This is a genomic window from Picosynechococcus sp. PCC 73109 (genome assembly GCF_001521855.1).
GTDB lineage: Bacteria > Cyanobacteriota > Cyanobacteriia > Cyanobacteriales > MRBY01 > MRBY01.
In genome coordinates, this window is record NZ_CP013998.1 from 695,403 (window position 1) to 718,480 (window position 23,078).

21 protein-coding genes and 1 riboswitch are annotated in these 23,078 nt (G+C 47.6%); of the genes, 4 read left to right on the forward strand and 17 right to left on the reverse strand.

Features of this window, described 5'->3' with window-relative positions:
• Positions 1 to 50: 50 nt before the first annotated feature.
• From AWQ23_RS03335 to AWQ23_RS03355, 5 genes are all read right to left on the reverse strand, one after another.
• Positions 51 to 1,103 carry an iron ABC transporter permease gene (locus AWQ23_RS03335; RefSeq protein ID WP_062432491.1) on the reverse strand — a complete coding sequence of 351 codons (1,053 nt, stop codon included), beginning with the start codon at positions 1,101 to 1,103 and terminating at the stop codon, positions 51 to 53.
• Complete coding sequence (locus AWQ23_RS03340; RefSeq protein WP_062432494.1) at positions 1,100 to 2,314, reverse strand: ABC transporter substrate-binding protein; 1,215 nt, start codon at positions 2,312 to 2,314, stop codon at positions 1,100 to 1,102. The genes AWQ23_RS03335 and AWQ23_RS03340 overlap by 4 nt, the downstream gene beginning before the upstream one ends.
• 11 nt (positions 2,315 to 2,325) lie before the next feature.
• Positions 2,326 to 3,093 carry a phosphodiesterase gene (locus AWQ23_RS03345; RefSeq protein WP_062432497.1) on the reverse strand — a complete coding sequence of 256 codons (768 nt, stop codon included), beginning with the start codon at positions 3,091 to 3,093 and terminating at the stop codon, positions 2,326 to 2,328.
• A gap of 40 nt (positions 3,094 to 3,133) precedes the next feature.
• Positions 3,134 to 5,101, reverse strand: coding sequence for a TonB-dependent receptor (locus AWQ23_RS03350; RefSeq protein ID WP_062432500.1), 1,968 nt, complete (start codon positions 5,099 to 5,101; stop codon positions 3,134 to 3,136).
• Between the two features lie 363 nt (positions 5,102 to 5,464).
• A riboswitch (cobalamin riboswitch) is annotated at positions 5,465 to 5,612 on the reverse strand.
• Between the two features lie 68 nt (positions 5,613 to 5,680).
• Positions 5,681 to 6,835 (reverse strand): D-alanyl-alanine synthetase, encoded by a 1,155-nt coding sequence (locus AWQ23_RS03355; protein ID WP_062432503.1) that lies wholly within the window; start codon positions 6,833 to 6,835, stop codon positions 5,681 to 5,683.
• Between the two features lie 969 nt (positions 6,836 to 7,804).
• Between AWQ23_RS03355 and AWQ23_RS03360 the strand changes: the two genes are divergently transcribed.
• Entirely contained in the window at positions 7,805 to 8,533 is a 729-nt protein-coding gene (locus AWQ23_RS03360) for a phycobilisome rod-core linker polypeptide (protein ID WP_062432506.1), read from the forward strand.
• Between the two features lie 93 nt (positions 8,534 to 8,626).
• Here the strand turns inward: AWQ23_RS03360 and AWQ23_RS03365 are convergent, their stop codons facing one another.
• The 3 genes from AWQ23_RS03365 to AWQ23_RS03375 all read right to left on the reverse strand — a co-directional run bounded on the left by AWQ23_RS03365 (position 8,627) and on the right by AWQ23_RS03375 (position 10,538).
• Positions 8,627 to 9,142, reverse strand: coding sequence for a PD40 domain-containing protein (locus AWQ23_RS03365; RefSeq protein WP_062432509.1), 516 nt, complete (start codon positions 9,140 to 9,142; stop codon positions 8,627 to 8,629).
• A complete protein-coding gene (locus tag AWQ23_RS03370) occupies positions 9,139 to 9,414 on the reverse strand; it encodes a LuxR C-terminal-related transcriptional regulator (RefSeq protein WP_012306270.1) in 276 nt (91 codons plus the stop codon). The genes AWQ23_RS03365 and AWQ23_RS03370 overlap by 4 nt, the downstream gene beginning before the upstream one ends.
• A 92-nt stretch (positions 9,415 to 9,506) precedes the next feature.
• Positions 9,507 to 10,538: a hypothetical protein gene (locus AWQ23_RS03375; RefSeq protein WP_062436480.1), complete on the reverse strand. Its 1,032-nt coding sequence runs from the start codon at positions 10,536 to 10,538 to the stop codon at positions 9,507 to 9,509.
• 477 nt (positions 10,539 to 11,015) lie between these two features.
• Here AWQ23_RS03375 and cynS point away from each other — a divergent pair, with 477 nt between their 5' ends.
• Positions 11,016 to 11,459 carry a cyanase gene (gene cynS, locus AWQ23_RS03380; protein ID WP_062432512.1) on the forward strand — a complete coding sequence of 148 codons (444 nt, stop codon included), beginning with the start codon at positions 11,016 to 11,018 and terminating at the stop codon, positions 11,457 to 11,459.
• Positions 11,460 to 11,587: 128 nt separating this feature from the next.
• Here the strand turns inward: cynS and hemJ are convergent, their stop codons facing one another.
• From hemJ to AWQ23_RS16140, 3 genes are all read right to left on the reverse strand, one after another.
• Positions 11,588 to 12,202 carry a protoporphyrinogen oxidase HemJ gene (gene hemJ / locus AWQ23_RS03385; RefSeq protein WP_012306273.1) on the reverse strand — a complete coding sequence of 205 codons (615 nt, stop codon included), beginning with the start codon at positions 12,200 to 12,202 and terminating at the stop codon, positions 11,588 to 11,590.
• A gap of 88 nt (positions 12,203 to 12,290) precedes the next feature.
• Positions 12,291 to 13,001 (reverse strand): hypothetical protein, encoded by a 711-nt coding sequence (locus AWQ23_RS03390; protein WP_062432515.1) that lies wholly within the window; start codon positions 12,999 to 13,001, stop codon positions 12,291 to 12,293.
• A gap of 53 nt (positions 13,002 to 13,054) precedes the next feature.
• Positions 13,055 to 13,201, reverse strand: coding sequence for a hypothetical protein (locus AWQ23_RS16140; protein WP_156785464.1), 147 nt, complete (start codon positions 13,199 to 13,201; stop codon positions 13,055 to 13,057).
• A gap of 7 nt (positions 13,202 to 13,208) precedes the next feature.
• Here AWQ23_RS16140 and AWQ23_RS03395 point away from each other — a divergent pair, with 7 nt between their 5' ends.
• The gene (locus AWQ23_RS03395; protein ID WP_198158686.1) at positions 13,209 to 13,940 is read left to right on the forward strand and encodes a hypothetical protein; all 732 of its coding nucleotides are present in this window, start codon (positions 13,209 to 13,211) and stop codon (positions 13,938 to 13,940) included.
• A gap of 15 nt (positions 13,941 to 13,955) precedes the next feature.
• Complete coding sequence (locus AWQ23_RS03400) at positions 13,956 to 14,345, forward strand: DUF2358 domain-containing protein (RefSeq protein ID WP_062432521.1); 390 nt, start codon at positions 13,956 to 13,958, stop codon at positions 14,343 to 14,345.
• Between the two features lie 29 nt (positions 14,346 to 14,374).
• On the opposite strand, the gene AWQ23_RS03405 is transcribed toward AWQ23_RS03400, so the two are convergent.
• The 6 genes from AWQ23_RS03405 to AWQ23_RS03430 all read right to left on the reverse strand — a co-directional run bounded on the left by AWQ23_RS03405 (position 14,375) and on the right by AWQ23_RS03430 (position 22,988).
• Positions 14,375 to 15,910: a bifunctional ADP-dependent NAD(P)H-hydrate dehydratase/NAD(P)H-hydrate epimerase gene (locus AWQ23_RS03405; protein ID WP_062432524.1), complete on the reverse strand. Its 1,536-nt coding sequence runs from the start codon at positions 15,908 to 15,910 to the stop codon at positions 14,375 to 14,377.
• A 44-nt stretch (positions 15,911 to 15,954) separates the two neighbouring features.
• Positions 15,955 to 17,652 carry a DNA mismatch repair endonuclease MutL gene (gene mutL / locus AWQ23_RS03410; protein WP_062432526.1) on the reverse strand — a complete coding sequence of 566 codons (1,698 nt, stop codon included), beginning with the start codon at positions 17,650 to 17,652 and terminating at the stop codon, positions 15,955 to 15,957.
• A 156-nt stretch (positions 17,653 to 17,808) separates the two neighbouring features.
• The gene (locus AWQ23_RS03415; protein ID WP_062432530.1) at positions 17,809 to 18,372 is read right to left on the reverse strand and encodes a Uma2 family endonuclease; all 564 of its coding nucleotides are present in this window, start codon (positions 18,370 to 18,372) and stop codon (positions 17,809 to 17,811) included.
• A gap of 723 nt (positions 18,373 to 19,095) precedes the next feature.
• Complete coding sequence (gene ilvD / locus AWQ23_RS03420) at positions 19,096 to 20,781, reverse strand: dihydroxy-acid dehydratase (protein WP_062432532.1); 1,686 nt, start codon at positions 20,779 to 20,781, stop codon at positions 19,096 to 19,098.
• 93 nt (positions 20,782 to 20,874) lie between these two features.
• A complete protein-coding gene (locus tag AWQ23_RS03425; protein WP_198158687.1) occupies positions 20,875 to 22,245 on the reverse strand; it encodes a hypothetical protein in 1,371 nt (456 codons plus the stop codon).
• A gap of 266 nt (positions 22,246 to 22,511) precedes the next feature.
• The gene (locus AWQ23_RS03430) at positions 22,512 to 22,988 is read right to left on the reverse strand and encodes an Hsp20/alpha crystallin family protein (RefSeq protein ID WP_030005901.1); all 477 of its coding nucleotides are present in this window, start codon (positions 22,986 to 22,988) and stop codon (positions 22,512 to 22,514) included.
• Positions 22,989 to 23,078 lie beyond the last annotated feature (90 nt).

The window sequence follows — 23,078 nt, forward strand, 5'->3', positions numbered from 1 at the left end:
AAACTCCCAATTGGCAAAGTTGCCTGATCCTTCTGTTTCTTTAACTATAGTTAATGATGCCGCCGCAAAATTAAGATCACAATAATCGGTGCACCAAACATCGCTGTCACCGTATTTAAAGGTAATGTTAATTCACTTCCCGGCAATTGCACAATAATATCCGCCAGCAACGCCAGACTAGACCCCAATAAAGTCACCGCTGGCACCAAAAGCCGATGATCAACCGTTTTCAGTAAACCCCGGCAGAGGTGCGGCACCGCAATCCCTAGGAAAGAAATCGGGCCACAAAATGCTGTTACCGATCCGGCCAAGAGTGCTGTGCTAACAATAATGTGGCGGCGGGTTGCCTTGAGGTTGAGGCCAACGCTTTGGGCGTACTGTTTGCCGAGAAGAAGCGCATTCAAAGGTTTCGCCTGAAAAAAAGCCAGGAGTCCCCCCGCAAAAATTAACACCATAAAAATAGGCAACTGTTCCCGCTGGATTTCCGCAAAGCTGCCAAACGTCCAACTGAGATACAGGCGCAGCGCTTCCGTGGGGCTAAAGTGCAACAACAATGTGACGAGGGAATTGCTGACATAGCCGAGCATCAACCCCAAAATCAGTAGAGTGCCATTGTGGGGAATCCGACGGGCGATCGCCAAAACAAGTAGCAACACCGCCACTGCCCCCAAGCTCGCTGCCATCGCCACACTCAAATTTCCAAAAAGACCGCCCATAAAACCCGTTCCCAACAGCACTAGGGCCACCCCCAAACTCGCCCCAGAATTGATGCCCAACACAAAGGGGCCAGCGAGGGGATTATTAAATAGGGTTTGCATCTGGAGGCCGCTAATCCCCAGGGCTGCCCCGGCAAAGGTGGCGGCGATCGCCCGTGGAAAGCGCAGTTGCCAAACGATTTCTGCCCACACCGGATTGTCAATGGGTTGGCCCAAGGCGATCGCCAATAGTTGATCCCAGGGAATGGTCGTCGAGCCCAGACTCAAACTGAGGAAAAATAAAATCCCCCACAATCCCCCCAGCAGGATAAATAACGAAGGCGATCGCCACCGCAGTTCCGGTAGGGACAAACAAGTTAGAGGGGTCGTGGTGTAGGGAATTTTCACGGGGAATCTTGCAGGTGACGGTAATAATAAAGCTCGTGGTCAGGTAATTGATCCGGATGGGCGATTTTGATCACATCGGCGAGGATCACATCAGGATTGAGGGTGCCTCCTTCCCAAAAATCATTACCTCCCCCAGGCGCAACCCGGTTGTTGGCGGCATAGACTTGCTGGTTTTGCACTGCCTCAAACAGTTCATAGCGCGGGTCTTCCTGGAAAATATCGGCGGTGGTTTGCCAATCAGGATTCACATTCAGCCAAAGATCCGCTGTTTTTGCCCGACCTAGAACAGCCTCAAAATCTAGAGGTAAGCTCAGGCGGGCCGTTGTCGCATCCCAGGGGTAATTCACGTTTGCATCCCGCAGCAGTTGGGCCACATAGCTTTTGCCCCCCGGCACATACCAGACCCCTTGGTAGGGCGATCCACTCAGCACCGTTGGCGTGGTGTCTAAATCTTTGACTTGGTCCACGAGGGCTTGGTAACGGTTGGCGATCGCCCCAAAAATCTCATTGGCTTCAGCTTCTTTGTTAAAGAGGAGAGCCGTAAACTTGAGCCATTCAGCCCGGCCCAGGGGAGTGGGTTCCAGGTGAGCCGCGTCTAACACCACCGTTAACCCCAAAGAATCTAGGGCGCTGGTATTGTTCCCTTCGCTAGCATCGAGGCGATAATTCAAAATCACATCGGGCTGGAGACTCAGGATCGCTTCCCGGTCTAGCTGGAGGTTGCCGACTTCTTGGATGTCGCCTGCTTCAATGGCCGCCCGGATCTCAGGACTATAGATCAATTGGCGATCGCCTACCCCCACCAAATTTTCCGACTGCTTTAAAACTTCCAAATGGGGTAAATAAGTCGTCGAAAGAGCAATCACCCGGTTGACGGGCACTTCAACAATGGTCGCCCCTGGATAATCCTCTGGAATCGGCGTACCACACTGCACAAAAACATAGGTTAAATCCTGCTGGGCCGTTTCCCAGGGTTGCCGCACCGTCACCACTTTGTAATGGTCGTGGTATGCCACCTGAAAGCCCCTGGCAAATTCTGGTGTCACCTTATCTGGGAAATAATCCACCGCCGGATCATAGTTTTCGACACAGGCCGCCGTCGGTGTTGGGGTTTCTACGGTTTGTTGGGTGGGGCCACAACCCCCTAGCCACAGGGATAAACCCAGGCCCAGCAGAGAAATTGAACGGTGTGGTAAGAAGGGGAAGCGCATCGTTTTTTCTCCTACGCAAACCACGGAATGCGTTGGACTTTTGTCTGAAAGCGACCATCATCCTGGAGTTCAAACAGACGGAAACCTGGTTGTTCCCACAGTTGGCGATCGCCTTCGATGGGTTCCTGATCCGGGGGGGTCACTTGGGTACAGGTCGATGGCGTACCAAAGCAAGGAATGCCCCCCTGGGTGACGCTGTATTCCAGATGCACATGGCCAAAGAAAACCGTTTTCACCTGGGGATGGTGCTGGATAATCTGCCAAAATTCATCGCGGTTGGTCACATCGATTTGATCGAGCCAATCAACCCCCGCTGGCACCACATGGTGATGGATGGCGATCGCCACCGGAGAGTTTGAAGATTGTTCTAGGTTTTCCGCGAGCCAAGCCAGTTGCGCCGTATCTAAAAAACCCTCGCCATATTCTGGGTTCTCAAGAAACGAATCCAACAGCAACAGTTGCCAGTTCCCCAAAGAAACGTTCTTGTCTGGCGAAAGATAATCCCCCTGCAAAATCCCGGCCATTGCTTCTGGATCGTCGTGGTTCCCTGGCAGCCAATAGCTAGGAATCTGCGTTGCTTCGACCAAATCCCGTAGCCGTTCGTAGGCGATCGCCTCACCATGATGGGCCAGATCCCCCGTCAAAATTAGCCGATCTGGTTTAGATTGTTGCACCGCCGCCAGGACTGCTTGAAAAGACGCATCGGTTTTAACGCCGCGCATTTCGGCATCGGGATGGTCGAGGAGGTGGGTATCAGTAATTTGGGCAATGAGAACCATAGGAAATTGTGGGCAAAATTGGGAAACGAAACAAAGCAGCTTAACGGAATTGAGCATTGACACCAATCTGAAACCGACGCCCCACTCCAGGGTAAGCGGGGAATGTTTCAAAATCCGCATCAAACAAATTTTCCACACTCGCCGTTAAATTTACGGTATCACTGATGGGATAGCGCGCCCGCAGATCTAGGTTTGTGTAGCCTGCCAAGGATTCAGTATTGGCATTATTCGTCAGGCGATCGCCTACCCGTTTCAAAAAGATTCCGGCATAAATTCCCTGGGGATTTTCGTAGGCAAGGCCCACATTGAAATAATCTGTACCCGCAAAGGCGACCTCATTACCAACCACTGTCGGATCAGCATCAGCAAGAATTTCTGAGTTGTTCCAAGTGTAGTTAGCAAAGGCAGAAAAAGATCGGGACAATTGCAACGTCACCTCTGCTTCTAAACCTTGATTGCGGGCTTTCCGGACATTTTGGGGAGTGAATGTCCCAAGATCAAAGACGATGGCATCATCGAGAGTGTTATTAAAATAAGTCAGGCGCACCAAAGCACGATCCGAAAAGCGATGGTCAATGCCCAGATCAAAACTATTACCCAGTTCCGGCACTAAATCAGGATTGCTAAACCCAGGAAAATAGAGATCCACGGCAGTCGGAACCCGGAAATTGCGGGCATAGTTACCCCGAATGCGAGTCGATTCTCCCACTTGCCAGGCAAACCCTGCGCTGGGTGATGTGACTGAACCATCAGCCAAACTATTAAAGTCCTGGCGCACGCCCAGATTTAAAGCCAGTTCCGGGGTAATATCCAGGCCATAGCGAGCAAAAATTGCCCCTTGACTGAGATTTTCGTCGTAACTAAAGCCAAATACGCCAGGATCTTCTGCTTTTGCAGTCAAATAGCGATAATCAAAACCGTAGGTGAGATTTTGGGTTTCATTTAGTTGCCAATTGTGCTGAATCTGGGCACCAAAGGAATTGTTTTCATAGCGGGCATCTGTACCGCCAAATTGAGTATTAAAGAAGCGAAAATCATTTAAGTCAGCAAATAATTTTGTCGTCAACAGAGAATCATCACTATTCCCTAGGCGAGACTCTAAATCCAGCGACAGTAGCCAGTTATTATCATATTGCGTTGCGTCCGGGCTTGGGAAATCTACACCACTCGGAATTTCTAAATCCTTACTGCTGTAAATGCCGTTGAAGCGCAGACGGTGGCGATCGCCTAACTGATTAACCACCTGGAGATTCACGTTTTGGATATTCGTCGCCGCATTATCCCGGACACCCGACAAACCCCGTGTGGCAATGTCATAGTCAAAATCATTTTCTGCGGCGGTTCGGTCATAGGCCAGTCGCACTGCCTGGGTTTCTGCACCAAAACTCACCCCAATATTCTGGCGATTGTAGCCAAAGCTCCCCAGATCGATCCCGGTCTCTACTGCAACTGGTTGGTTAAATCCGGGTTGGCGCGTCACAATATTGATCGCGCCGCCGATGGCATTGGAACCAAACAGTACCGAACTGCCCCCAGGGATTAATTCAATGCGTTCGACATTATCGGTAGTCAAATTAGACAGATCGAAGTTCCCTGAATCGAAACGATTCAGCGGCCTGCCATCAAGCAAAATTAATGTTTGGGAAGAACTATTAGCCCCCCGAAAAATCTGAGAACTTTGGGCACCAAGGCGAGATCCAGCCGTGCTATCAATAAAAATCCCAGGGAAATATTTCAAGGCTTCGTTGACGGTGCGATACCCTTGGGCTTCAATTTGCTCCCGGTTAATCACATAGGCCGCACGGGTTGCATCTTGAACCGTTTCTTCCTGGCGCGACGGAGCATATACAGGTTGATTTAATAGCTGTTCAATGACCGTTAGTTCAAAATCAACGGTCTCTTGTTCATCATCTAGATCGTTCTCTTCTTGAGCAAAAACAGCGGTACTACTACAGAGAAAACAAACAATCGTAAAGCAAATCATCTGGGGCGTAAAAAATGACGTCATCTAAGAATATTTTGGGCTAATTTTTAATGTAATGAAGGGAGAATTCATAAAGCAATGGCAAGACTTTTAAGTCATAAAAAGCCTTGGTCAATAACCTTAAGAAAAGCAAAGCAGTTGAGCGATCAAAACATCGTCGATTTTTTCTGGTTTGCCAAAATCAATGCATTTCTCAACCTCATTGAATGAGGCTAATGCTGATGGAATAACGGGTTAAAGCAATGTTTAAGACAAACTCACTAACGAGACTGGGTTTGCTGATTGCGGCGATATTGCAGTCTCAGAAGATAGAAATTATGGGCAGCAGAAAAAGATTGAGTGCTAAAAGAAAACATCATCCGTACCTCGCAGATGGGTAATTACTAAAATGTTTACGCTTGGCTCGGCGGGCATTCTGACTTAGAAATTGCGGAAAATTTCCTTACAGCTGCGGGACAGCGACGGATTTGCACCGTTCTTTCCCCATTGCTTTTATCGGCTGATCCCCGATAAAACCGAACAGAGTCTAATTATATAGCAGGCGATCGCCCCCGATGTAAATAGATTTATGAAGTCCCCTTGAGCCTTGGGAGAAAAGCACCTTTAGGGATTAAGCAGGGCCGTAATATGGGGAATAATCTGGGCGTGGTTGGTCAATAAATAATCCAGGCGATCGCTAATCAGCGACAAAATTAAATCCTCGTAGGTCATTCCCTCTTCTGATAGTCCCTGGGCGACGAGGCTAGTGACGTTGGCAGCGGGCCGCTTAAGATCGGGTTTGGGATTAGCCTCTAAAATTTGGATATTTCCCATCGCATCCATCCGGGCATCGATACGAATTAAGGCATTTAAACTAAATTCCCAGTAGACTTGTTGGGCGAGTTTTGCTAGTTTTTTTTTGGCTGGGTCACTATCATCTAAAAAGCGAATTCTTTGGCCTGTAATTGCCTTTTTATCCATCGAGGTAAAAATCTTTTCATCGGCTTCTAAAAGACGCTCTAAAATCGAAAATGTAAAGGGAGATTCTAATTTTTCAAACCGTCCTTGACGATGGCGCACATAGCCACACACAGAGACACAAAATTCGCGCCCGGTTAAGAAGGGTTCAATCAAAGCGGTGTTGTGGGTTTGCTGATGTATGTTGGCGATCGCCTCACCGAGATCCTGGGGCTGATCCACAAAATGAATGTTCAAAGAGGCACGACCAGACACGGGTTTAACCAGAAAACTGCCCTGGTAATCGCCAAAAGTCTGTTGGAAACGAGCGTTGTCCTTGGCAGTAAATTGCCCCTGGGCCGGATGCCAAATCATGAACGGCGCGGTGGGAAAACCGAGCCCTTGCAGTTCCCGTTTAAAGCTATGTTTATTATCTAAAATCGAGCTATTTAAAGGGTTATGGCCGATATAGGGTACTCCCAACATTTCTAAAATTGCCGGGGTGTGGCAGACGGGATTGTAACCCTGAACCCCACCAGTATTCAGCCAAGCCAAATGAATTTGATGTTTCCGGAGGCGATCGCCTAATGTCGAATCATCGGGCAACACAAACACGTGCTGAAACCCTAAATCTTCGAGGGCCGCAGCAATGTCATGGGCTACCACTTCGTAGGTTTTGGTGGAGCGGGGATTGTGGGTTTGGTAGATCACGGCCCCCTGTGCTGCTTTGTCACCCCCATGAATTACGGCAATTCTTAACTTTTTCCGGAGAATTTCAAGGTAGTTTGGCAGTTGACTAAAATCGTAAACAAATCCCATCATTAACGTGACTTTCCCACAATTCTGAGCAGTTTTGTTATTTTAGAGGATCTCTGAGAAAGATATGGCAGGCAGAAAAAAAGAGATTGAGTCTTTAAAAGTACTAAGATCTCTAAACAAAAAAATTATGTCTGCATCCTGTTCGACAGACCTCACCAATGACCAATGGTCTCTCATCAACCCCCTACTTCCCCCAGTTCAATCTAGCAAGCTCCTGTCCCACTGACCTGCGCCAGGTTGTTCATGCGCGCTTTTATCTCCTCACGGGTAGTATTATCTAGCGCTTACTGCCCCGTAATTTTTTCCAATAGAAAATCGTCTCCTCCTACGCCCGCTAATGGTGTGACGACACGACCCTCGAATCCATTAAGCAAACTCCCCACCAGTGGAAATGCCGCACAGGTCACGATCACCCTCCTCACCCAGCTATGGAGTGGTCAATGGTCAATCGATGGATACAGCGACAATGATTCATCAGGAGATCGACTACCAAGGCGATGGATTGAGGCGCTTGACATAATTTTCAAAAGATTAGCTGCGTCAATTTGTTTCCATTGCGATAACGATCTTAATAGCACTTATGCTTACCGCTTCATCCCTGGCAAAAGATCCAAAGAGACCAATATTTAAGTCAATAAAACTTCTAGAAATTAGGCTTATATTTTCCTAATCAAACAAGAATTATTTCTTTATTTGTCAATGATATTTCTGAGATTGTCTGAATTATAAATCGTTATATGATTTTTGTTGTCTTAGTTGTAATTGGCAACTAAAAATAGGGAAAAAGCATACTGTCTTAAATGGCGAATGCCCTATTGTCCATAGACCCTTAGGGGGATTGTGGTGAAAACTTAAGAAAAATAAACCTTACTTTAAAAAAAGCAACTTTCCCGAAACTTTGCCTGGTCTAGTCTATAGTTTTTATAAACTTAATTCTTTTCATTTTCTAAAGTCAATACTTACTATAAAAAAATGACTATACCTCTATTGACCTACGAACCAAGCTCTCAGAATCAACGGGTACAAGATTTTTTTATCGGCAGTGAAGAAAGTCCCAAGCAATTTAGCGTGGAATCGGCTTTTGCAAAAACAGATTTTGAGACCTTAATCCAGGCGGCCTACCGTCAAATTTTCAATGAGCAGCAGATGCTTGAACAAAATCGCCTAAAAGTTCAAGAATCTAAGCTGAAATCAGGTTTTATCACCGTTCAAGACTTTATCCGGGCGTTGTTATTGTCTGAATCTTTCCGGCAACGGAACTATGACGTGAACAATAACTATCGCTTTGTGCAGATGTGCGTGCAGCGGGTACTGGGCCGGGATGTTTATGGTCAGAAAGAGGTTCTGGCTTGGTCAATTTTGTTGGCGACCCAGGGTTTAAATGGCTTTGTGGATGCCCTCTTGAACTCTGAGGAATATCTCGACAATTTTGGCTTAGATACTGTCCCTTATCAGCGGCGACGCATCTTACCCCAGCGCACAGAAGGAAATTTGCCCTTTGCACGGATGCCCCGTTATGACGCTGATTATCGTCAACAATTAGAAGATCTGGGCTATTTCCAAGAACGGGATGAAACGCCATGGGTCGCCCCTGCCTGGGTCAGCGTGATCGGGAAAACGGTTACCATTGCTGGGGCTGGCACCTTGATTTTAGGGGCGATCGCCGTTGCTTTGGCCGCTTTTGAAATCATTAAGCTGTAGGCCGATGGCTCGATTGAGGGCAAGACTTCAATGCCTTGGACAATACATAAAATTAACCTCAAGACCTAACAGGAGCAGATCTTGGGGTTTGGTTTATTCTGCTTCGACTAAATCCGGTTGAACACCGCGATCAATCACTTCAATATCCCATTGCCCCGTGCGATCGCCTTCAAAAGCTATCCAACGACCATCGCCACTAACGGTAGGATTACGCACTTGACCGATGTAGGTACGGGTCAGATTTTGGCTTTGGAAGGTTTGGCGGTCGTAGAGATAAATATTGGTTTTTCCTTCCTGCTCGGAAGTGTAGACAATGAAGCGACCATTGCGGCTAATGTCTGGCTGGTCGTAGAACACATTGGGTTGGTTTAAACCGGGCAGGGGCAAGAGTTTGCGTTGGGCGAGATCATACAAAAAAATACGCCGTTGTTGGCGGCGATCGCTACTAAAGACTAGATAACGGCCTTCATCGGAAAGGCGAGGATTTTTTTCGCTGTGGAGACTATTGAGATTATTGCCAAGGGGGTCGGCTGGGGGCGTCACAAAACTGGTACTCTGGCAGCCGATACACAAAACCCCTAGAAGGGCGATCGCCCAAGCATGGTTCATGAATCCGAAGTAGCAGACTGATTCGGGAGGGCACAACAGTTCACATTATCCAGGCACACTTTCCCCCACTGTAACGCCCAGCGCACCAGGGAAACGCGATTATCCGTCGCCGTTTTTGTCAAAATATTACTAATGTGGTTGTCCACCGTGCGCTTGCTAATGTCGAGGCGCGCCGCAATCTCATGGTTCGTCAGACCCGCTGCCACCAAATCGACAATTTCGATCTCCCGTTCCGATAAAGCCGCTTCACTTGCCGTCTTTTCCGTAGCCATAGACCCTTCTTTTGTCTGTGTATTGTTATTTTCCTATTGTAGGGGAGGTTTTCACGTTGGCTAGATTGTACACAATTCCCTCCCCCAGACAACTAAAGATTTAACCCCGGAAAATCGGCGATCGCCATCATCGAACTGACAAGCTGCATCCCGGCGGCGGCAAATCGATCAAAGGCTTGATCGGCCTGGGCTGTAAAATCAACTACCCCAGGAATCACGACCGGAGAAGTACAGTCCTCCAAAAGATAAACTTTCTTTGCTAAGGCTGGATCATGACGCAAAATTTCCGAGAGTAAATCGTCCACCGTCCAGGCTAGACAGTGACTTTTCGCCTGCCCCGCAATAATCAGCGCATCAAAGGCCAACAATTTTTGCAGGAAACGGGTATTTTCCTGAGCAATGGGTTGTCCCTGGGCATCATCTAAGACCTCTGGCCGCAACGCAGAATAATTTTCCGTGAGGGGATTATCTCCTTTAATTTCAAAATGGGTTTGGCTATGGCGCACTAAATTATGGAAAAACAGAGCCTCTTCCACCGCTGGCACAAGGGCATGGCCAATTCCTCCGAGCATGGCGTGGTAGGGCCAAATCGTCAGGGGATATTTCCCTGCTTGGCTGAGTTGGGCGGTGTAATGGCGGGCATACTGTTGTAAGTCTTCGTAGTCGCGCTTCGTACTAAAGGCGATCGCCGGATTGACGCGCCAAAGACCCTGTTCAACCTCCGCAAAGCTAATATTGCTCGCGGGTTGGGGATGTTCGCCTGCTCCATTGACCCAAAAGACCGGGTGAAAAATTTGCACCGCCTTGTGGGTGTCCATGGTGGGGGTAACGGTGGTAATTGTTCCGAGATTTCGGTAGATAAATTCACACAAACGTCGATTATCTTCCACGGCCCCCAGCCCTGATTGGCCGCCGACAAACAGTTCAAACTCCGGGATACAAAAGGTATTCTGCACATCGACCACCAGCAGGCAAACACGACAGCGGTCAGTGGTGGCCGGCTGAATCCCGTGTTCCTTGGCCCAGGTTTCAGCCGCGGCAGCCCGGTCTAGATAGGGGACACGCCAGATCTCACCAACGGTCTGGGGATTAAAAAAAGCAGGAATGGGTAGTTGGTTCGCCATCATCGACACCTCAATTGGCAACAGATATTTTCGCCATACCCTTATTGTGGTGTTTTAAAAACACATTGTCAAATCGGGGTCAGCCGAGGGAAAGACGATCGCCCAGCTTTAGTTACATCGGCCGGAGCGACAATTTGCATCATGTATTTTTAGGATTAATTCGATGTGCTTTTGTCGTGGAGCGTTGATTTTTGTGATAGTTTCCCAGGTTCAACATACAATTGTTGCCATTTAAAAGCGTATCTTTAATTACATTGCGTTGATTTTTTAAACCGTTTAATAGCAAGCAACCACTCCACCAAAAGTCTTCCTCCTAACACTTGCTGGAACATTTTCCTCACAAAAATCATTTCAGTAAATCAAGTTAGGGGCTGATATTTCGTGATATGGCCCGGACAAATTTGCTCTGAGTTAATTACTCAAATTGTCCGCAAATTCTGTGCAGTTGAATTTATTTGATAACGGAGAAACATTTCTATGGCGATCGCCGTAATTACCGAAAAGTTACTTGCTGCCAAAAAAGCAACAGGTCTTAGTTTTGCGACCCTCGGCGAAAAAGTTGGCCGCGATGAAACTTGGGTCGCTGCTGTATTCTACCGTCAAGCCAGTGCCGATGAGACGGAAGCAAAAACCCTCGTCACCGCCATCGGTTTACCGGAAGATTTCGCCGCAGCACTTACCGAACCGCCCCTCAAAGGTTCCCTAGAGCCCGTCATTCCCACCGATCCATTGATCTATCGCTTCTACGAAATAATGCAAGTGTATGGGATGCCCGTCAAAGCAGTCGTCCACGAAAAATTTGGCGATGGGATCATGAGTGCCATTGATTTTTCCATTGAAGTGGATAAGGTCGAAGACCCCAAAGGCGATCGCGTGCAAGTAACCATGTGCGGTAAGTTTTTACCCTACAAAAAATGGTAAGCCATTTAAAAATCACTGGGTTTTTCTTTTTTAAATTTCAAGTTTGATGTACATAGCAAAGTCCCTAGATTTTTGACAGAATCCAGGGACTTTTACTTGGTTTAAACGTACAAAATCAAGGGCTGACTTTAAGGATTAGAGGTGGCCACTTGGCTCTGGGCTTCCCGGAGTTTTTCTTGATCCTTACGACGTTTTTTCGCATAGAGTTGGATTGCGGCGGCCATAAAAACAATCAACGCCAGAATTAAACCTCCTGTCCAATTGAGGGGCAAACTATTTTTAAACACGGCCAACATCACAATGGTTACCAACAGGAGGGTCGGCGCTTCGTTGAGGGCGCGGAACTGTTGACCTGTCCAGGTGCAGGTGCCTTCTGCCAGTTTGCGCATAATCCGCCCGCAGAAAAAATGGTAGACCAATAACAGGACAACCAAGGCCAATTTCGCATGGAGCCACCAGGCTTTTAGAACCCCCGGTTCGGTACTAATCACGGCGATCGCCATGGCCACAGTCACAAACATTCCCGGTTGGGTAATGATGTTGTAGAGGCGCTTTTCCATCAACTCATATTGTTTTTTGAGGATGCTCCGGGCGGGTTCGGGTTCCTTTTCGGCTTCGGCATGGTAGACAAAAAGGCGCACGAGGTAAAACAACCCCGCAAACCAAACCACCACACCGATAATATGGAAAGCCTTGAACCAAAAATAGGCCTGGGGAGCAATCTCTGACCAAAACTGTGTCATAGCAAGTTTCGATAAAAATCTTTATATCGTTTTTAGTCAGTGTAAAAGGGGCTGGGGGCGATCGCCGCAGTTTTTTCCGAAGTTGACATTAAATGTTAAATTCCCCGTCACTGCCAAACCAAGCCGGAGAAAGGAGATCGCCGTAGACCACGCCGTGATTTTCCCTGGCAAGGTTTGTATCCCCACTGGGACTCACCCGCCAAATGGGCCAGGTTTCTTCCCCCATCACCCCGGTTTGGAATAGGACATCCTCAGCATATTGCTCACTCCAGCCCAACAAAATGGCATGGCTATATTCGGCTTCGATATTGGGTTGGAGGGTGATACTCCGTTGGGTTTTGGCATCCCAGACCACCGCAAAATCTGACATCACGCCACTGTTAAAAAAGCCTTCAAACTGCCGCGCCAGGAGCCTTTGGCCATCGGCAGACCAAGATACGGGAATCAATAGCGAAATTAAACCTGCAGCATCATTTCCTTCGACTTCTTGAAATGCTTGAGGGGCGAGGGGCGATCGCGCCATTACCGTGCTTAAAATGCCTGTTTGCAAATTTTCCACAAATAAAACACTGGTGACCTGACTCTCCTGGAGCTGCGGGCGCAGTGCTAACTGGATGCGACTGTAGGCGGCGTACTGATGGCGACCATTATTTAAGGCAGGACTGCGACACACATCGGCGCTACTCTGGTTCCCGGCGGCCACCGTGGCTTGGGTCTCTAAAATCCACTGCCAAGGGATAGGGAAAGGGCTGTGGAGTGGATCCGTAATGAGCTGGGGGTCGGCGGTGGAGATGGACATGATCTCAGGGGGGAAAGAGCGGCAAAAAAAGGACAGAACGGCCAGGAAATGGTTTACATAAACCTGAGCGGTGGGGTCTCTAGGGCATTAGAATAGCGATAAATTATTGTGCCGATGGCGACGACAACTGTGAGTTCATCTTCACCCCACCCCCCAATACCGTCAACGAAATCCCGCTTTTCTGTAACAAAATGGATCATCGCAACCTTGGGCCGCACAGCGCTTTTGCTGGGTTCTGGTTTCGGGGCGATCGCCTTGGGGATCCTGGTGGGTCATTTTATGCCACGGGCCGAGCCAAAACCGCCATTATTTTTACGGTTATGGGCGACAAATTCTGCTGGAATCGCCAAGCCGACCCTCAACGAAACCATTGCTGAATTATCGGCTGAAGACCGGGCCGCCATCGAACAAGAAATTGCGGGCATTCAGGCCCAACTGGATGTCCTCGAAGCGCGCACCCAACAACTAGAGGCAGAACTTGATCTGAGTCAACAACAGGCGGATCTCGGCGATCGCCTCATCAATTTGACCGCACTCCTCGCCGCTGATCCCAGCACCTTTGACCCCCAGGCGACCCCCGCAGCAACTTCGCAAACTCCGGAACCGTTAAAAATCACCCTGCCCAGCAATGCCCTATTTAGTGCCGATGGGCAACTCGCCGCCGATGCCGCCGAAATTCTAGGGGCGATCGCCATCGATCTCCAGCAGCAGGAGCGGCAAACGATCACCATTCGCAATTATCAAGTTGGGGAGGATGCCACTAAAGCGACAAGCCTCGCCCAACAGCAGGCCCAGGCCGTCCAAACTTACCTGGCCGAGGCTCTCCCCGGTGATTATCGCTGGCTCGTGGTGGGCTATGGTGAACAAGCCACCGCTGACCCCCCAGAAGACACAACGGAAACCAGCAGCCAAGCCCGCCTTGAAATTAGTACCCAGTAGTTACCGGTTTTGCCGATGGATCTCCTCGATATCTTGCGCCAGGATTACCAAAACTTTCCCCAGGATCAAACCTTTGCCATTTACAGCGACGATGTTTTTTTCCAAGACCCCCTCAATCAGTTCCGGGGGCGCGATCGCTATCAAAAAATGATTGGTTTTTTAGGGCGCTGGTTTCGGGATATTCACTTGGAACTCCACGATCTCCAGCAAACTCAACAGACCATCCGCAGCAAGTGGACTTTATCCATGACTTGCCCTCTGCCCTGGCAACCCCGGTTGCGCATTTCTGGCCATAGCCTGTTGGAGGTCAACGCCGATAACTTGATCATCTCTCACATCGATTACTGGCAAAAGCCGCCCCTCAAGGTTTTGTTGCAAGTTTTCCGGTTGCCCACTACTCCATAGGTCGTTCCTAAGGGTTCAAGAGTTTGTGCTCAGACAGATTTTGTTTGCCATTGCTGTAAAACTTCAACGAGAAATTCCGCCAAAGTGACCCCATCAACCCCGGCAACAGTTCTGGCCTGGGCAGCGAGGATTCCGGCCTGGGCATGCCACCAAGCGGCTGCCGCGGCGACCTCTAAGGGTGCTTCTGGATCTTGGGCCAAAAGGCCACCGATTAAACCAAGGAGGACATCACCACTACCGCCTCTAGCTAAAGCTGGGGTACTTTCTGTAATGCAATGGGTCACGCCATCGGGACGGGCAATGACGGTTTTTGCCCCCTTCAAAAGGGCGATCGCCCCGGTCAGTTGGGCCGCCTTTTGGGTCATCTGGAATCGGTCGGCGGTGATGGGGATTTGGTCAGCAAATAGACGCTTAAATTCGCCGAGATGGGGCGTCAAAATTGTGGGGAAATGACGGTTTTGAAGCACTTCTAGATCTTCCTCGGCTAGCCAATTGAGGGCATCGGCGTCTAACACTAGAGGCACTTCCCGCGGCATGAGGTCAGGCATTAAATTAATCGCCCCCGCAAGGGTCAGACCACAGCCACAGGCCACCGCTTGGTATCGGGAAAAGTCTAGGCTTGGCAGTTGGGCGATCGCCCCCGTTTCATCTTCTGGGCAACCAAGCACCAAAGCTTCCGGCAGTTGGGCCACCACCAATAATTTCAAGGATTCTGGCACCGCAATGGTGAGCATACCAATCCCCGTTGCCCGCGCCCCCAAAGCCGCCAGCAGCACACTGCCCAGGTAAGTTTGGGAGCCACCAATGAGCAATAAATGGCCCTGTTTGTATTTATGGGTTAACGGCGATCGCCCCAGGGGTAACAAACGTTGTAACAAGCTTTGGGAAATGCCTTGAATCGTATTTTTGGCAGATAAAGTTTCTGCAATTAAATGGGAGGGAATACCAAAATCAAGGCGGTTAATTTTACCTAGATAAGGCGTGGCGGCATCCTGGCCGTAGGCTCGTTTCCAAAGCCCTAAACAAAGACTTTCCGTTGCTTGAATCGCTGTACCCAACACTGCCCCGGTATCGGTATGGAGCCCCGAAGGCAAATCGATACTGACAATGGGCCGTCCTGATTCATTCAGTTCATCGATTAATAAACCTAAATCTCCCGTAATCGGCCGTGTTAAACCAAAGCCAAATAAACCATCAATAATTAAATGACTTTCCAGAAAAATATCAAGATCTTTTGTATGGGAAATTCCTAAAAATTGTGCATAATCCCAGTGGCTTTGGGTCAGGGATTTTAGCTTTTCTAGGGGACGAAATAAGCATATTTCATAACCCGCAAAAGATAACTCCCGCGCAACAACTAAGGCATCGCCACCATTATGACCAGGCCCCACTAAAACGCTAATTTTTCGATAATCTTTTAAAGGATAATGATTTTGAATATATTGGGCAATTAACCCCGCCGCCTTTTCCATAAGGGCTGGTATCGGCATTCCTTGGTTAAAAATTGCTGTTTCAAGGTGCTGCATTTGGGCAGCAGTGACAAAAATCTGGTCAAGCTCAAGCATTTTTTTCTAGATAACGGTAAAAGGTTAATTAACTTTTAAAATACTCATTTTTCGGTAATGCCATGGCTCTTGCCCAAAACCCAATGGCGACGGAAAAAACGATAAAGGGATGTTTCTTCTAGGGCCAGATAAATGGGTCGTCCATGGGGACAGGTGCTTGGATTTTGACACCCTTGCCAACGATCAATAATTGTTTGCATGGCTGGGAAATCTAGCGGTGTGCCATTACGGACAGCAGTCCGGCAGGCGATCGCTACCTGGGCGGCATCGAGATCTCCCCCTAGGCTGAGTTCTAGTAAAGCTGCTTCTAAGTCAGGATTATCTTGCAAAGCGCTCGGAATGGTATTCACTCGCCAAATATTTTCCCCAAAAACTTCCAGTTCAAGGCCAATATTCTCTGTTAATTGCTCGATTTGCTTAGGAGATAAATGGTTTAAAAGTATCGGTTGGGAGAGAGAAACCAACTGCCAATTTTTGTGTAAATCTTCATAGATTGCCCGCTCATCGGCAATGTGCTGTTCTACCAGCCAAATCCCTTCGGTATGCTCCACTAAAATATAGGTATTGCGAGCTTGACCAATCACTTTTAAGGATTTTTTTAATGGATTTTCTGAGGTAATATCAGCTTGTTTTTCTAATGATTTGAGTGAATAATTTTCTGATTTTTCTGCGGCTTGAATGAGATTTAAAACCCGTTGATTTTCGATACGCGGCAAACTCACTTCACTAAAACTTAAACTTTTGGCGATCGCCTGAGGGATAATCTCCTGCCAGAGGGCTTGATTTTGCAGATAAATTTCACTTTTTGCAGGGTGACGATTCCAGTCGATTTGTTCTGGCGGCACGTGGAGATGGACAAAACAAACGGGATGGCGATCGCGCGGCAGTGTGCGAGAAAAAGCTTTCATCATCGCCTGCTCTAAGGCCGAAAATCTCACAATTCTTCCGTTTATGCCAAGCTTTAACCAGTCAGCTTGGTGGCGGTGACAACGGTCTGGTAAACCAAGGATTAATTCTAAATAACTTGTTACAAAACTAGGCTGATATTCTGTTAGAAAATCTGCGGCTTGATAGCACCGATAAAGTAAGTCTTGAATATTAATTGATTTCAGCAGTTGCGGCAAAATATCCTGGGCATTTTTTCCAGCACTAATGGCAAACCAGGGTTGATTATTTTGGGTCACTTGCCAAGTAATTTGTGGCTGACATAAAGCTAAATGATAAATAATTTGCTGGGCGGTTTTTAATTGCTGGGCGATCGCCGGTAAGGCATGGCGTCGCACCGGAAAATTCTGAAAAATATCTGTCACCGTCACCATCGTTCCCACGGCCATCGGCTTGAGCAGTGGTTCCGAAACATGATTTTGCTGCACTGTGAGTTGATAACCGGGTTGCCCATCTTGGCAACTGGCGATGGTCAGCTTCGCCACCTGGGCAATGCTGTGGAGAGCTTCCCCCCGGAATCCGAGGCTTTTGATGTGGGCTAAATCTTGGCGATCGCCAATCTTACTTGTCCGGTGGGGGAGGGCGCACTGTTGCAAATCCTCCAAATCCATTCCCTGACCATTATCTACAACGCGAATTTGCCAACGTTGGGGCTGAATATCGATGTTAATGCGTGTCGCCCCGGCATCAATGGCATTTTCTGCCAACTCCCGTACCACTGCCGCTAGGGAATCAATCACTTCACCGGCCGCAATTAACTGGATGACATCATTAGGGAGTTGTTTGATATTAGCCATTTAGTGCTGAGTAATTATTTATTTTTGGCGATCAAGTTATGACTAAGATCTCAGTAATTTAAGACCAGGCTTTAATAACTTAGCACTTACTTTTGATGAAGGTTGAAAATTTTTATGGAAAACTATTTTGTCTTCAAATCAAACATCAGAAAATAATCATGACCCCATTTTTAGCCAACTAAACACCTCAGCGGCGGTCAAAGTTAAGGGAATATTCGGTAGAACTTTGAGTGCATCTTCTTGCGTGAGTAGTTGTGGTTGTTGATTAGGCTGAAAAATTAGAATTGATCGATCGCCTGGATCAATAAGCCATCCCAACTGACAGCCATGCTCTAAACAGTACAAAATATTGCCAGTGACTCGGTTGGGGCTTTGTTCAGGGGAAAGAATTTCAATTGTCCAATCTGGACACAGCAGAAAATTATCTGGGACTTCACCATCTGCTTCCAACGGGATACGTGGCCATTGAAACACCGCAATATCAGGAACAATGGAGCGATCGCCAAAACTACAGCGCAATTCTGGAAAGGCATAGGCAAGTTGAGTTTTTTCAGTAACAGTATTGATATGATTGTTGAGTTTTAACTGAAGACGGCTATGTTTCCCTTTTGGCATCGGCTTTTGGTAGATGGCACCATTGATATATTCGCTTGCAGGTTTTGTTTCAGGACGTGCTAAAAAATCTTGTAATGATATTTCTGGAGAAGTTAAAGCCGTCATCTCTTTACCTTATCTCAAATATATTCACAGTTTAACATCGCTCATTCTCTTTCTCAAAACAGCGATTCTCTAAGTAACTTAAAGTAGCAATTTTCAACAATACATATCAACAAGTGTAAAAATCTAAAATCCTCAACTTATCAATCAACATCGATCTCTCGATCTTCATCGACTTCTGAATCTAAGAATATTCTACATTCATTAATCTTGTTAGGAGAGATTGGATTTCGCACTGAACAGTTGTTAAATCTCAACTGTACTCTGGTCATACTATGGTCTAGAGAATTTTTTTTTGAAACCTCAATGATTAGATATCGTCCAAAATCTTGTGTAGTGTGTCGATACTCAAAGTCATTACCTAACTTTTGTCGCAATTCTTCTGAACGTTCCTGAAGACTATGTAGTTTTGATTCCTCTAAATATTCCTGAAAGCTATGCATTGGCTTTTCGACTATTGCTTCAATATGTTTGTATTAGTTATTGTATTCCATGCCATAAAAACTTTTTTGACTGTATATGTATTGAAAACCGATCTTTTTTGGTGCTGCTTACCACACCAATCAAAACGAATCAATTTTATGTATCTAGTACAACGTACTGTTTTTCGTCCGTACACCTTCAGAATCTTAGAAGCTTTGTGTTTGTTATCCATAATATTGAAAAAGACAAAATCTCCGGTTGAAAGGAGACAACACGGAGATTAAGTTCATTTAGTTTATTGGTTTAAAACAGATCGATGTCTGTCACTGCACCTTTACTACTGGTGGAAACAATCTTGGCATATTTACCCAAAACACCACGCTTATAACGGGGTTCACGGGGTTTCCAAGCGGCGCGACGTTTTGCCAGTTCCTCATCAGAAACATTGATTTGCAACAGTTTTTCGTGGGCATCGATGGTGATGCTGTCCCCCTCTTCCACGAGGGCAATATTCCCACCCACAAACGCTTCCGGGGCAACGTGACCGACCACGAGGCCATAGGTACCACCAGAGAAACGACCATCAGTGATCAGACCCACGGAATCGCCCAGACCCGCACCAATAATCGCGGAGGTAGGGGCAAGCATTTCCCGCATCCCGGGGCCACCCTTCGGCCCTTCATAACGAACAATCACCACATCACCAGCAACAATCTTGCCAGCCAGGATTGCATCGAGACATTCTTCTTCGGATTCAAAAACGCGCGCCGGGCCAGTGATCCGGGGATTTTTCACGCCACTAATTTTCGCCACGGAACCTTCTTCGGCCAAGTTGCCCTTGAGGATCGCCAGGTGTCCTTTTTCGTACATCGGCTTATCCCAGGGACGAATCACATCCTGATCGGGAGAGGGTTCGCTGGGAATATCGGCGAGGGTTTCAGCGACGGTTTTGCCAGTAATTGTTAGACAGTCGCCATGGAGAAGACCGTGATCCAAGAGCATTTTCATCACCTGGGGAATGCCGCCCGCCTTGTGGAGATCGGTGGCAACGTAGCGACCAGAGGGCTTGAGGTCACAGATGACGGGGACGCGCTGGCGGATGGTTTCAAAGTCGTCGATGGTCAAATCCACACCGATAGTATTGGCGATCGCCAACAAATGTAAAACGGAATTCGTCGAGCCGCCCACGGCCATAATCACAGAAATCGCGTTTTCAAAGGCCTTGCGCGTGAGGATGTCCTTCGGCAAAATCTGCTTCTTGATCGCATTGACCAAAACGCGTGCCGACTCTTCCGCACTGACAGCTTTTTCTTCGTCTTCAGCGGCCATCGTCGAAGAATAGGGCAAACTAATCCCCATCGCCTCAAACGCCGAGGACATCGTATTGGCAGTGTACATGCCGCCGCAGGAACCCGCCCCCGGACAAGCATTTTTCTCAACGGCTAATAATCTTTCTTCGTCGATTTTTCCGGCACTAAATTCACCGACAGCCTCAAACGCGCTCACAACGGTCAGATCTTCCCCATCCAGATGACCCGGTTTGATCGTGCCACCATAAACAAAAATTGCGGGAATATTCATCCGGGCGATCGCCAAAACCGCCCCCGGCATATTCTTATCACAGCCACCGATCGCCAGCACCGCATCCATGCTTTGGCCATTACAAGCCGTCTCAATGGAGTCAGCGATCACATCACGGGAAACCAAAGAATATTTCATCCCTTCAGTACCCATGGAGATCCCATCACTAATGGTGATCGTCCCAAACATCTGCGGCATCGCTCCCGCTTCCCGGATCGCCTTATCCGCTCGCTGGGTGAGGTCATTGATTCCCATATTGCATGGCGTAATCGTACTGTACCCATTCGCCAAGCCCACAATTGGTTTACTAAAATCATCATCCCCAAAGCCCACAGCCCGGAGCATGGCGCGGTTTGGGCTCCGCTGATGACCTTCGGTGACTACCCGGCTACGTCGATTGTCGCTCATAACAAATAGAAATCAAGATTTACATCAAAATAACCTTTCTATTGTCCTGTTTTTTCGAGCTTTTGGATAGGGACTGCCTAAAGTTAACCACGACTACTCAGGCACAACCGGGCAATACTGGGGAGCCGTCAGCACCAACGCCAAAATAACCTGAACTGTCTCAAAAAAGCCCATGAGCCACTGGCACTCTGCCTTGGGCTGGTCTTGGTATTGTCCGAGCAGAAGATTGAGGGCTTGCATCAGTTCACCATAGGTTTCTGGCGCGACCAATACCAATTTCAACAACAAAATACTGTGGGTTAAATATTCCCGCTGAATCATTAAAACCGGCAGAGGATGGGATAAATCTTGCAAATGTTCAGGATTGAGTAGGTAATGAATCAAATTGCGGCAAACATCAGTAATCAGCGCCCGGCCTAAAGTGATAGTGTCTCCTGCGGAATAACATTGTTTCAGATGTTGCAAAATCTTATCGGGCAGCCACTTCAAACGGCGTGGTGAAGTCATGGCACAAAACAAATAATCAACAAAATAGGGCTGCCAAGTGACAAAGGTATGTTCATCTGTCTGGGCTAAAAATTGCGTGGCAATATCAGGGTAACTGGGCTGCTTTTTAACCACTAAACGGTGAATCAGATTCAGGGTTACATCTTCAATGAGGGTAGGATTTTTAATGGCCTCCCCTGTCGCTGTCATTTTTCCCTTCGTTGACAGGTACATTACCAAGCGGTAGCGATAGCGGTTATTAAATAGTTGGTAAAGCAGCTTAGAGGCCCGTTGTTGTTCGGGGGAAGATTGTGGATCTGTCGCTTGGGCAAATAACATAAAACCGACATAGCGATCGCCCCAAGTCCGTTGATTTGTCTCACTAGGAGGCGCCAAGACCCGCAAGACCCGACATTCCTCACTCTGAATAAATCCCCGTAGCCAATCCTGAAATCGCTCTGTGGTCAACGACGCATCACCCGTCTGCGATGTTGGCGTCAACAGCAAATGGGCCAGTTGAGTAATGTGCTGGATGCTTTCTTGATTAAGGCAAGTTTCGATAAATAGATAACAACACCGTTTAAGAACCGCAATAAATCCCGTGCGCCGATTGCCAATAATCAGCTGATAACTTGCTTGTTGTAGGGGTTCTGGACATTGGGCCTTGTCATAACCAACGAAAAACCCTTGAAATAACCCCAAGAACTCATCAAGGGAAGCGGTTTGTAGCGTTTGGGCAAAGAAATCAAAAATGACCTGTTCCGGGGGGATTTCTGGCTTCGGTAACGATGATTCTACGGGAGCTAAGGAGGTTTCAAAATCACGGCCTGGAGTCATGTCCGGGATCATCTCTGTTGATTGCAGTACTGTCTCTTCCGATGATACATTGGCTCGCCCTGATGGGTCAGTCTTTGGGCTGCGGCGAACCGATTTCGACGTGATCGGCCGTAGGTGGTTCAGTGGCAACAGTTGCTTCATGACGTTTCTCCCCTCGGCAATCCCCAGTTTTCTTGACTACCTCCATGATAAAGTTCCAGGTCTGTTGAGCATTGCTTTCTTGGACAATTCAAAGAAAAGCTTTATACTTCATTTCTTCTTTAGATATATAGCCAAACTTTATTGTAAATTCACATTGGTGCAGGCCCTGTCAGTTACTCAAAAAAACAATGGCCTCCCAAAATTTTCGGGAAGGCCAGCACAGTGTTTATGATTTGACAGCGTCATGGAAAATGACAGTCCGTGAACTATTCAGTCGGTTCTTCGAGAACTTTTTGAGTTTCGGGGCTTTTACCCAGTTGTAGTTTGACAACTTTTTTCGCTGCGGGAACAACTTTGGGCAGCTTCAGGGTAAGAATGCCATCTTTAAATTCTGCTGTGGCATTTTCATGGTCGACGGCGACCGGAAGCGCAATGGTGCGGTCAAATTTTCCATAGCGGAATTCAGAATGATAGCAGCCTTCATCTTCTTTTTCTTCTTCGTATTTATATTCCCCGGAGAGGCGGACTGATTCACGGGTCAACTGAATATCGATATCGTCAGCGGCAATGCCAGGAAGGGCGGCTTTTAAGGTTAATTCTGCGTCCCCATTGAGTAGCTCGACAGAGGGACGCCAGGGGGAGCGACCTTCCCCTTGCCAGCCGGCAAGTTCATCGAGAATGCGATTCATTTGGGTCTGAACTGTTTCTAGTTCAGAAAACGGCGAGAAATGTACTAAAGACATATATGACCTCCTAAGAGAATCGACTTCTTGCTACATTTTTATTGTCTACTATCTTCAAGGGGTTTGTAGATGACAAAAACCGTATTTTTT

Excerpts from the sequence above, each read along its gene's own strand:
- hemJ (WP_012306273.1), bottom strand. The coding sequence starts at position 12,202 with ATGACACAGTTTTGGTCAGAGATTGCTCCCCAGGCCTATTTTTGGTTC.
- AWQ23_RS03340 (WP_062432494.1), bottom strand. The coding sequence starts at position 2,314 with ATGCGCTTCCCCTTCTTACCACACCGTTCAATTTCTCTGCTGGGCCTG.
- mutL (WP_062432526.1), bottom strand. The coding sequence starts at position 17,652 with ATGGCTAATATCAAACAACTCCCTAATGATGTCATCCAGTTAATTGCG.
- AWQ23_RS03345 (WP_062432497.1), bottom strand. The coding sequence starts at position 3,093 with ATGGTTCTCATTGCCCAAATTACTGATACCCACCTCCTCGACCATCCC.
- AWQ23_RS16140 (WP_156785464.1), bottom strand. The coding sequence starts at position 13,201 with ATGATCCATTTTGTTACAGAAAAGCGGGATTTCGTTGACGGTATTGGG.
- AWQ23_RS03390 (WP_062432515.1), bottom strand. The coding sequence starts at position 13,001 with ATGTCCATCTCCACCGCCGACCCCCAGCTCATTACGGATCCACTCCAC.
- ilvD (WP_062432532.1), bottom strand. The coding sequence starts at position 20,781 with ATGAGCGACAATCGACGTAGCCGGGTAGTCACCGAAGGTCATCAGCGG.
- AWQ23_RS03425 (WP_198158687.1), bottom strand. The coding sequence starts at position 22,245 with ATGAAGCAACTGTTGCCACTGAACCACCTACGGCCGATCACGTCGAAA.
- AWQ23_RS03360 (WP_062432506.1), top strand. The coding sequence starts at position 7,805 with ATGACTATACCTCTATTGACCTACGAACCAAGCTCTCAGAATCAACGG.
- AWQ23_RS03405 (WP_062432524.1), bottom strand. The coding sequence starts at position 15,910 with ATGCTTGAGCTTGACCAGATTTTTGTCACTGCTGCCCAAATGCAGCAC.
- AWQ23_RS03350 (WP_062432500.1), bottom strand. The coding sequence starts at position 5,101 with ATGACGTCATTTTTTACGCCCCAGATGATTTGCTTTACGATTGTTTGT.
- AWQ23_RS03415 (WP_062432530.1), bottom strand. The coding sequence starts at position 18,372 with ATGACGGCTTTAACTTCTCCAGAAATATCATTACAAGATTTTTTAGCA.
- AWQ23_RS03355 (WP_062432503.1), bottom strand. The coding sequence starts at position 6,835 with ATGATGGGATTTGTTTACGATTTTAGTCAACTGCCAAACTACCTTGAA.
- AWQ23_RS03375 (WP_062436480.1), bottom strand. The coding sequence starts at position 10,538 with ATGGCGAACCAACTACCCATTCCTGCTTTTTTTAATCCCCAGACCGTT.
- cynS (WP_062432512.1), top strand. The coding sequence starts at position 11,016 with ATGGCGATCGCCGTAATTACCGAAAAGTTACTTGCTGCCAAAAAAGCA.
- AWQ23_RS03370 (WP_012306270.1), bottom strand. The coding sequence starts at position 9,414 with ATGGCTACGGAAAAGACGGCAAGTGAAGCGGCTTTATCGGAACGGGAG.
- AWQ23_RS03400 (WP_062432521.1), top strand. The coding sequence starts at position 13,956 with ATGGATCTCCTCGATATCTTGCGCCAGGATTACCAAAACTTTCCCCAG.
- AWQ23_RS03430 (WP_030005901.1), bottom strand. The coding sequence starts at position 22,988 with ATGTCTTTAGTACATTTCTCGCCGTTTTCTGAACTAGAAACAGTTCAG.
- AWQ23_RS03365 (WP_062432509.1), bottom strand. The coding sequence starts at position 9,142 with ATGAACCATGCTTGGGCGATCGCCCTTCTAGGGGTTTTGTGTATCGGC.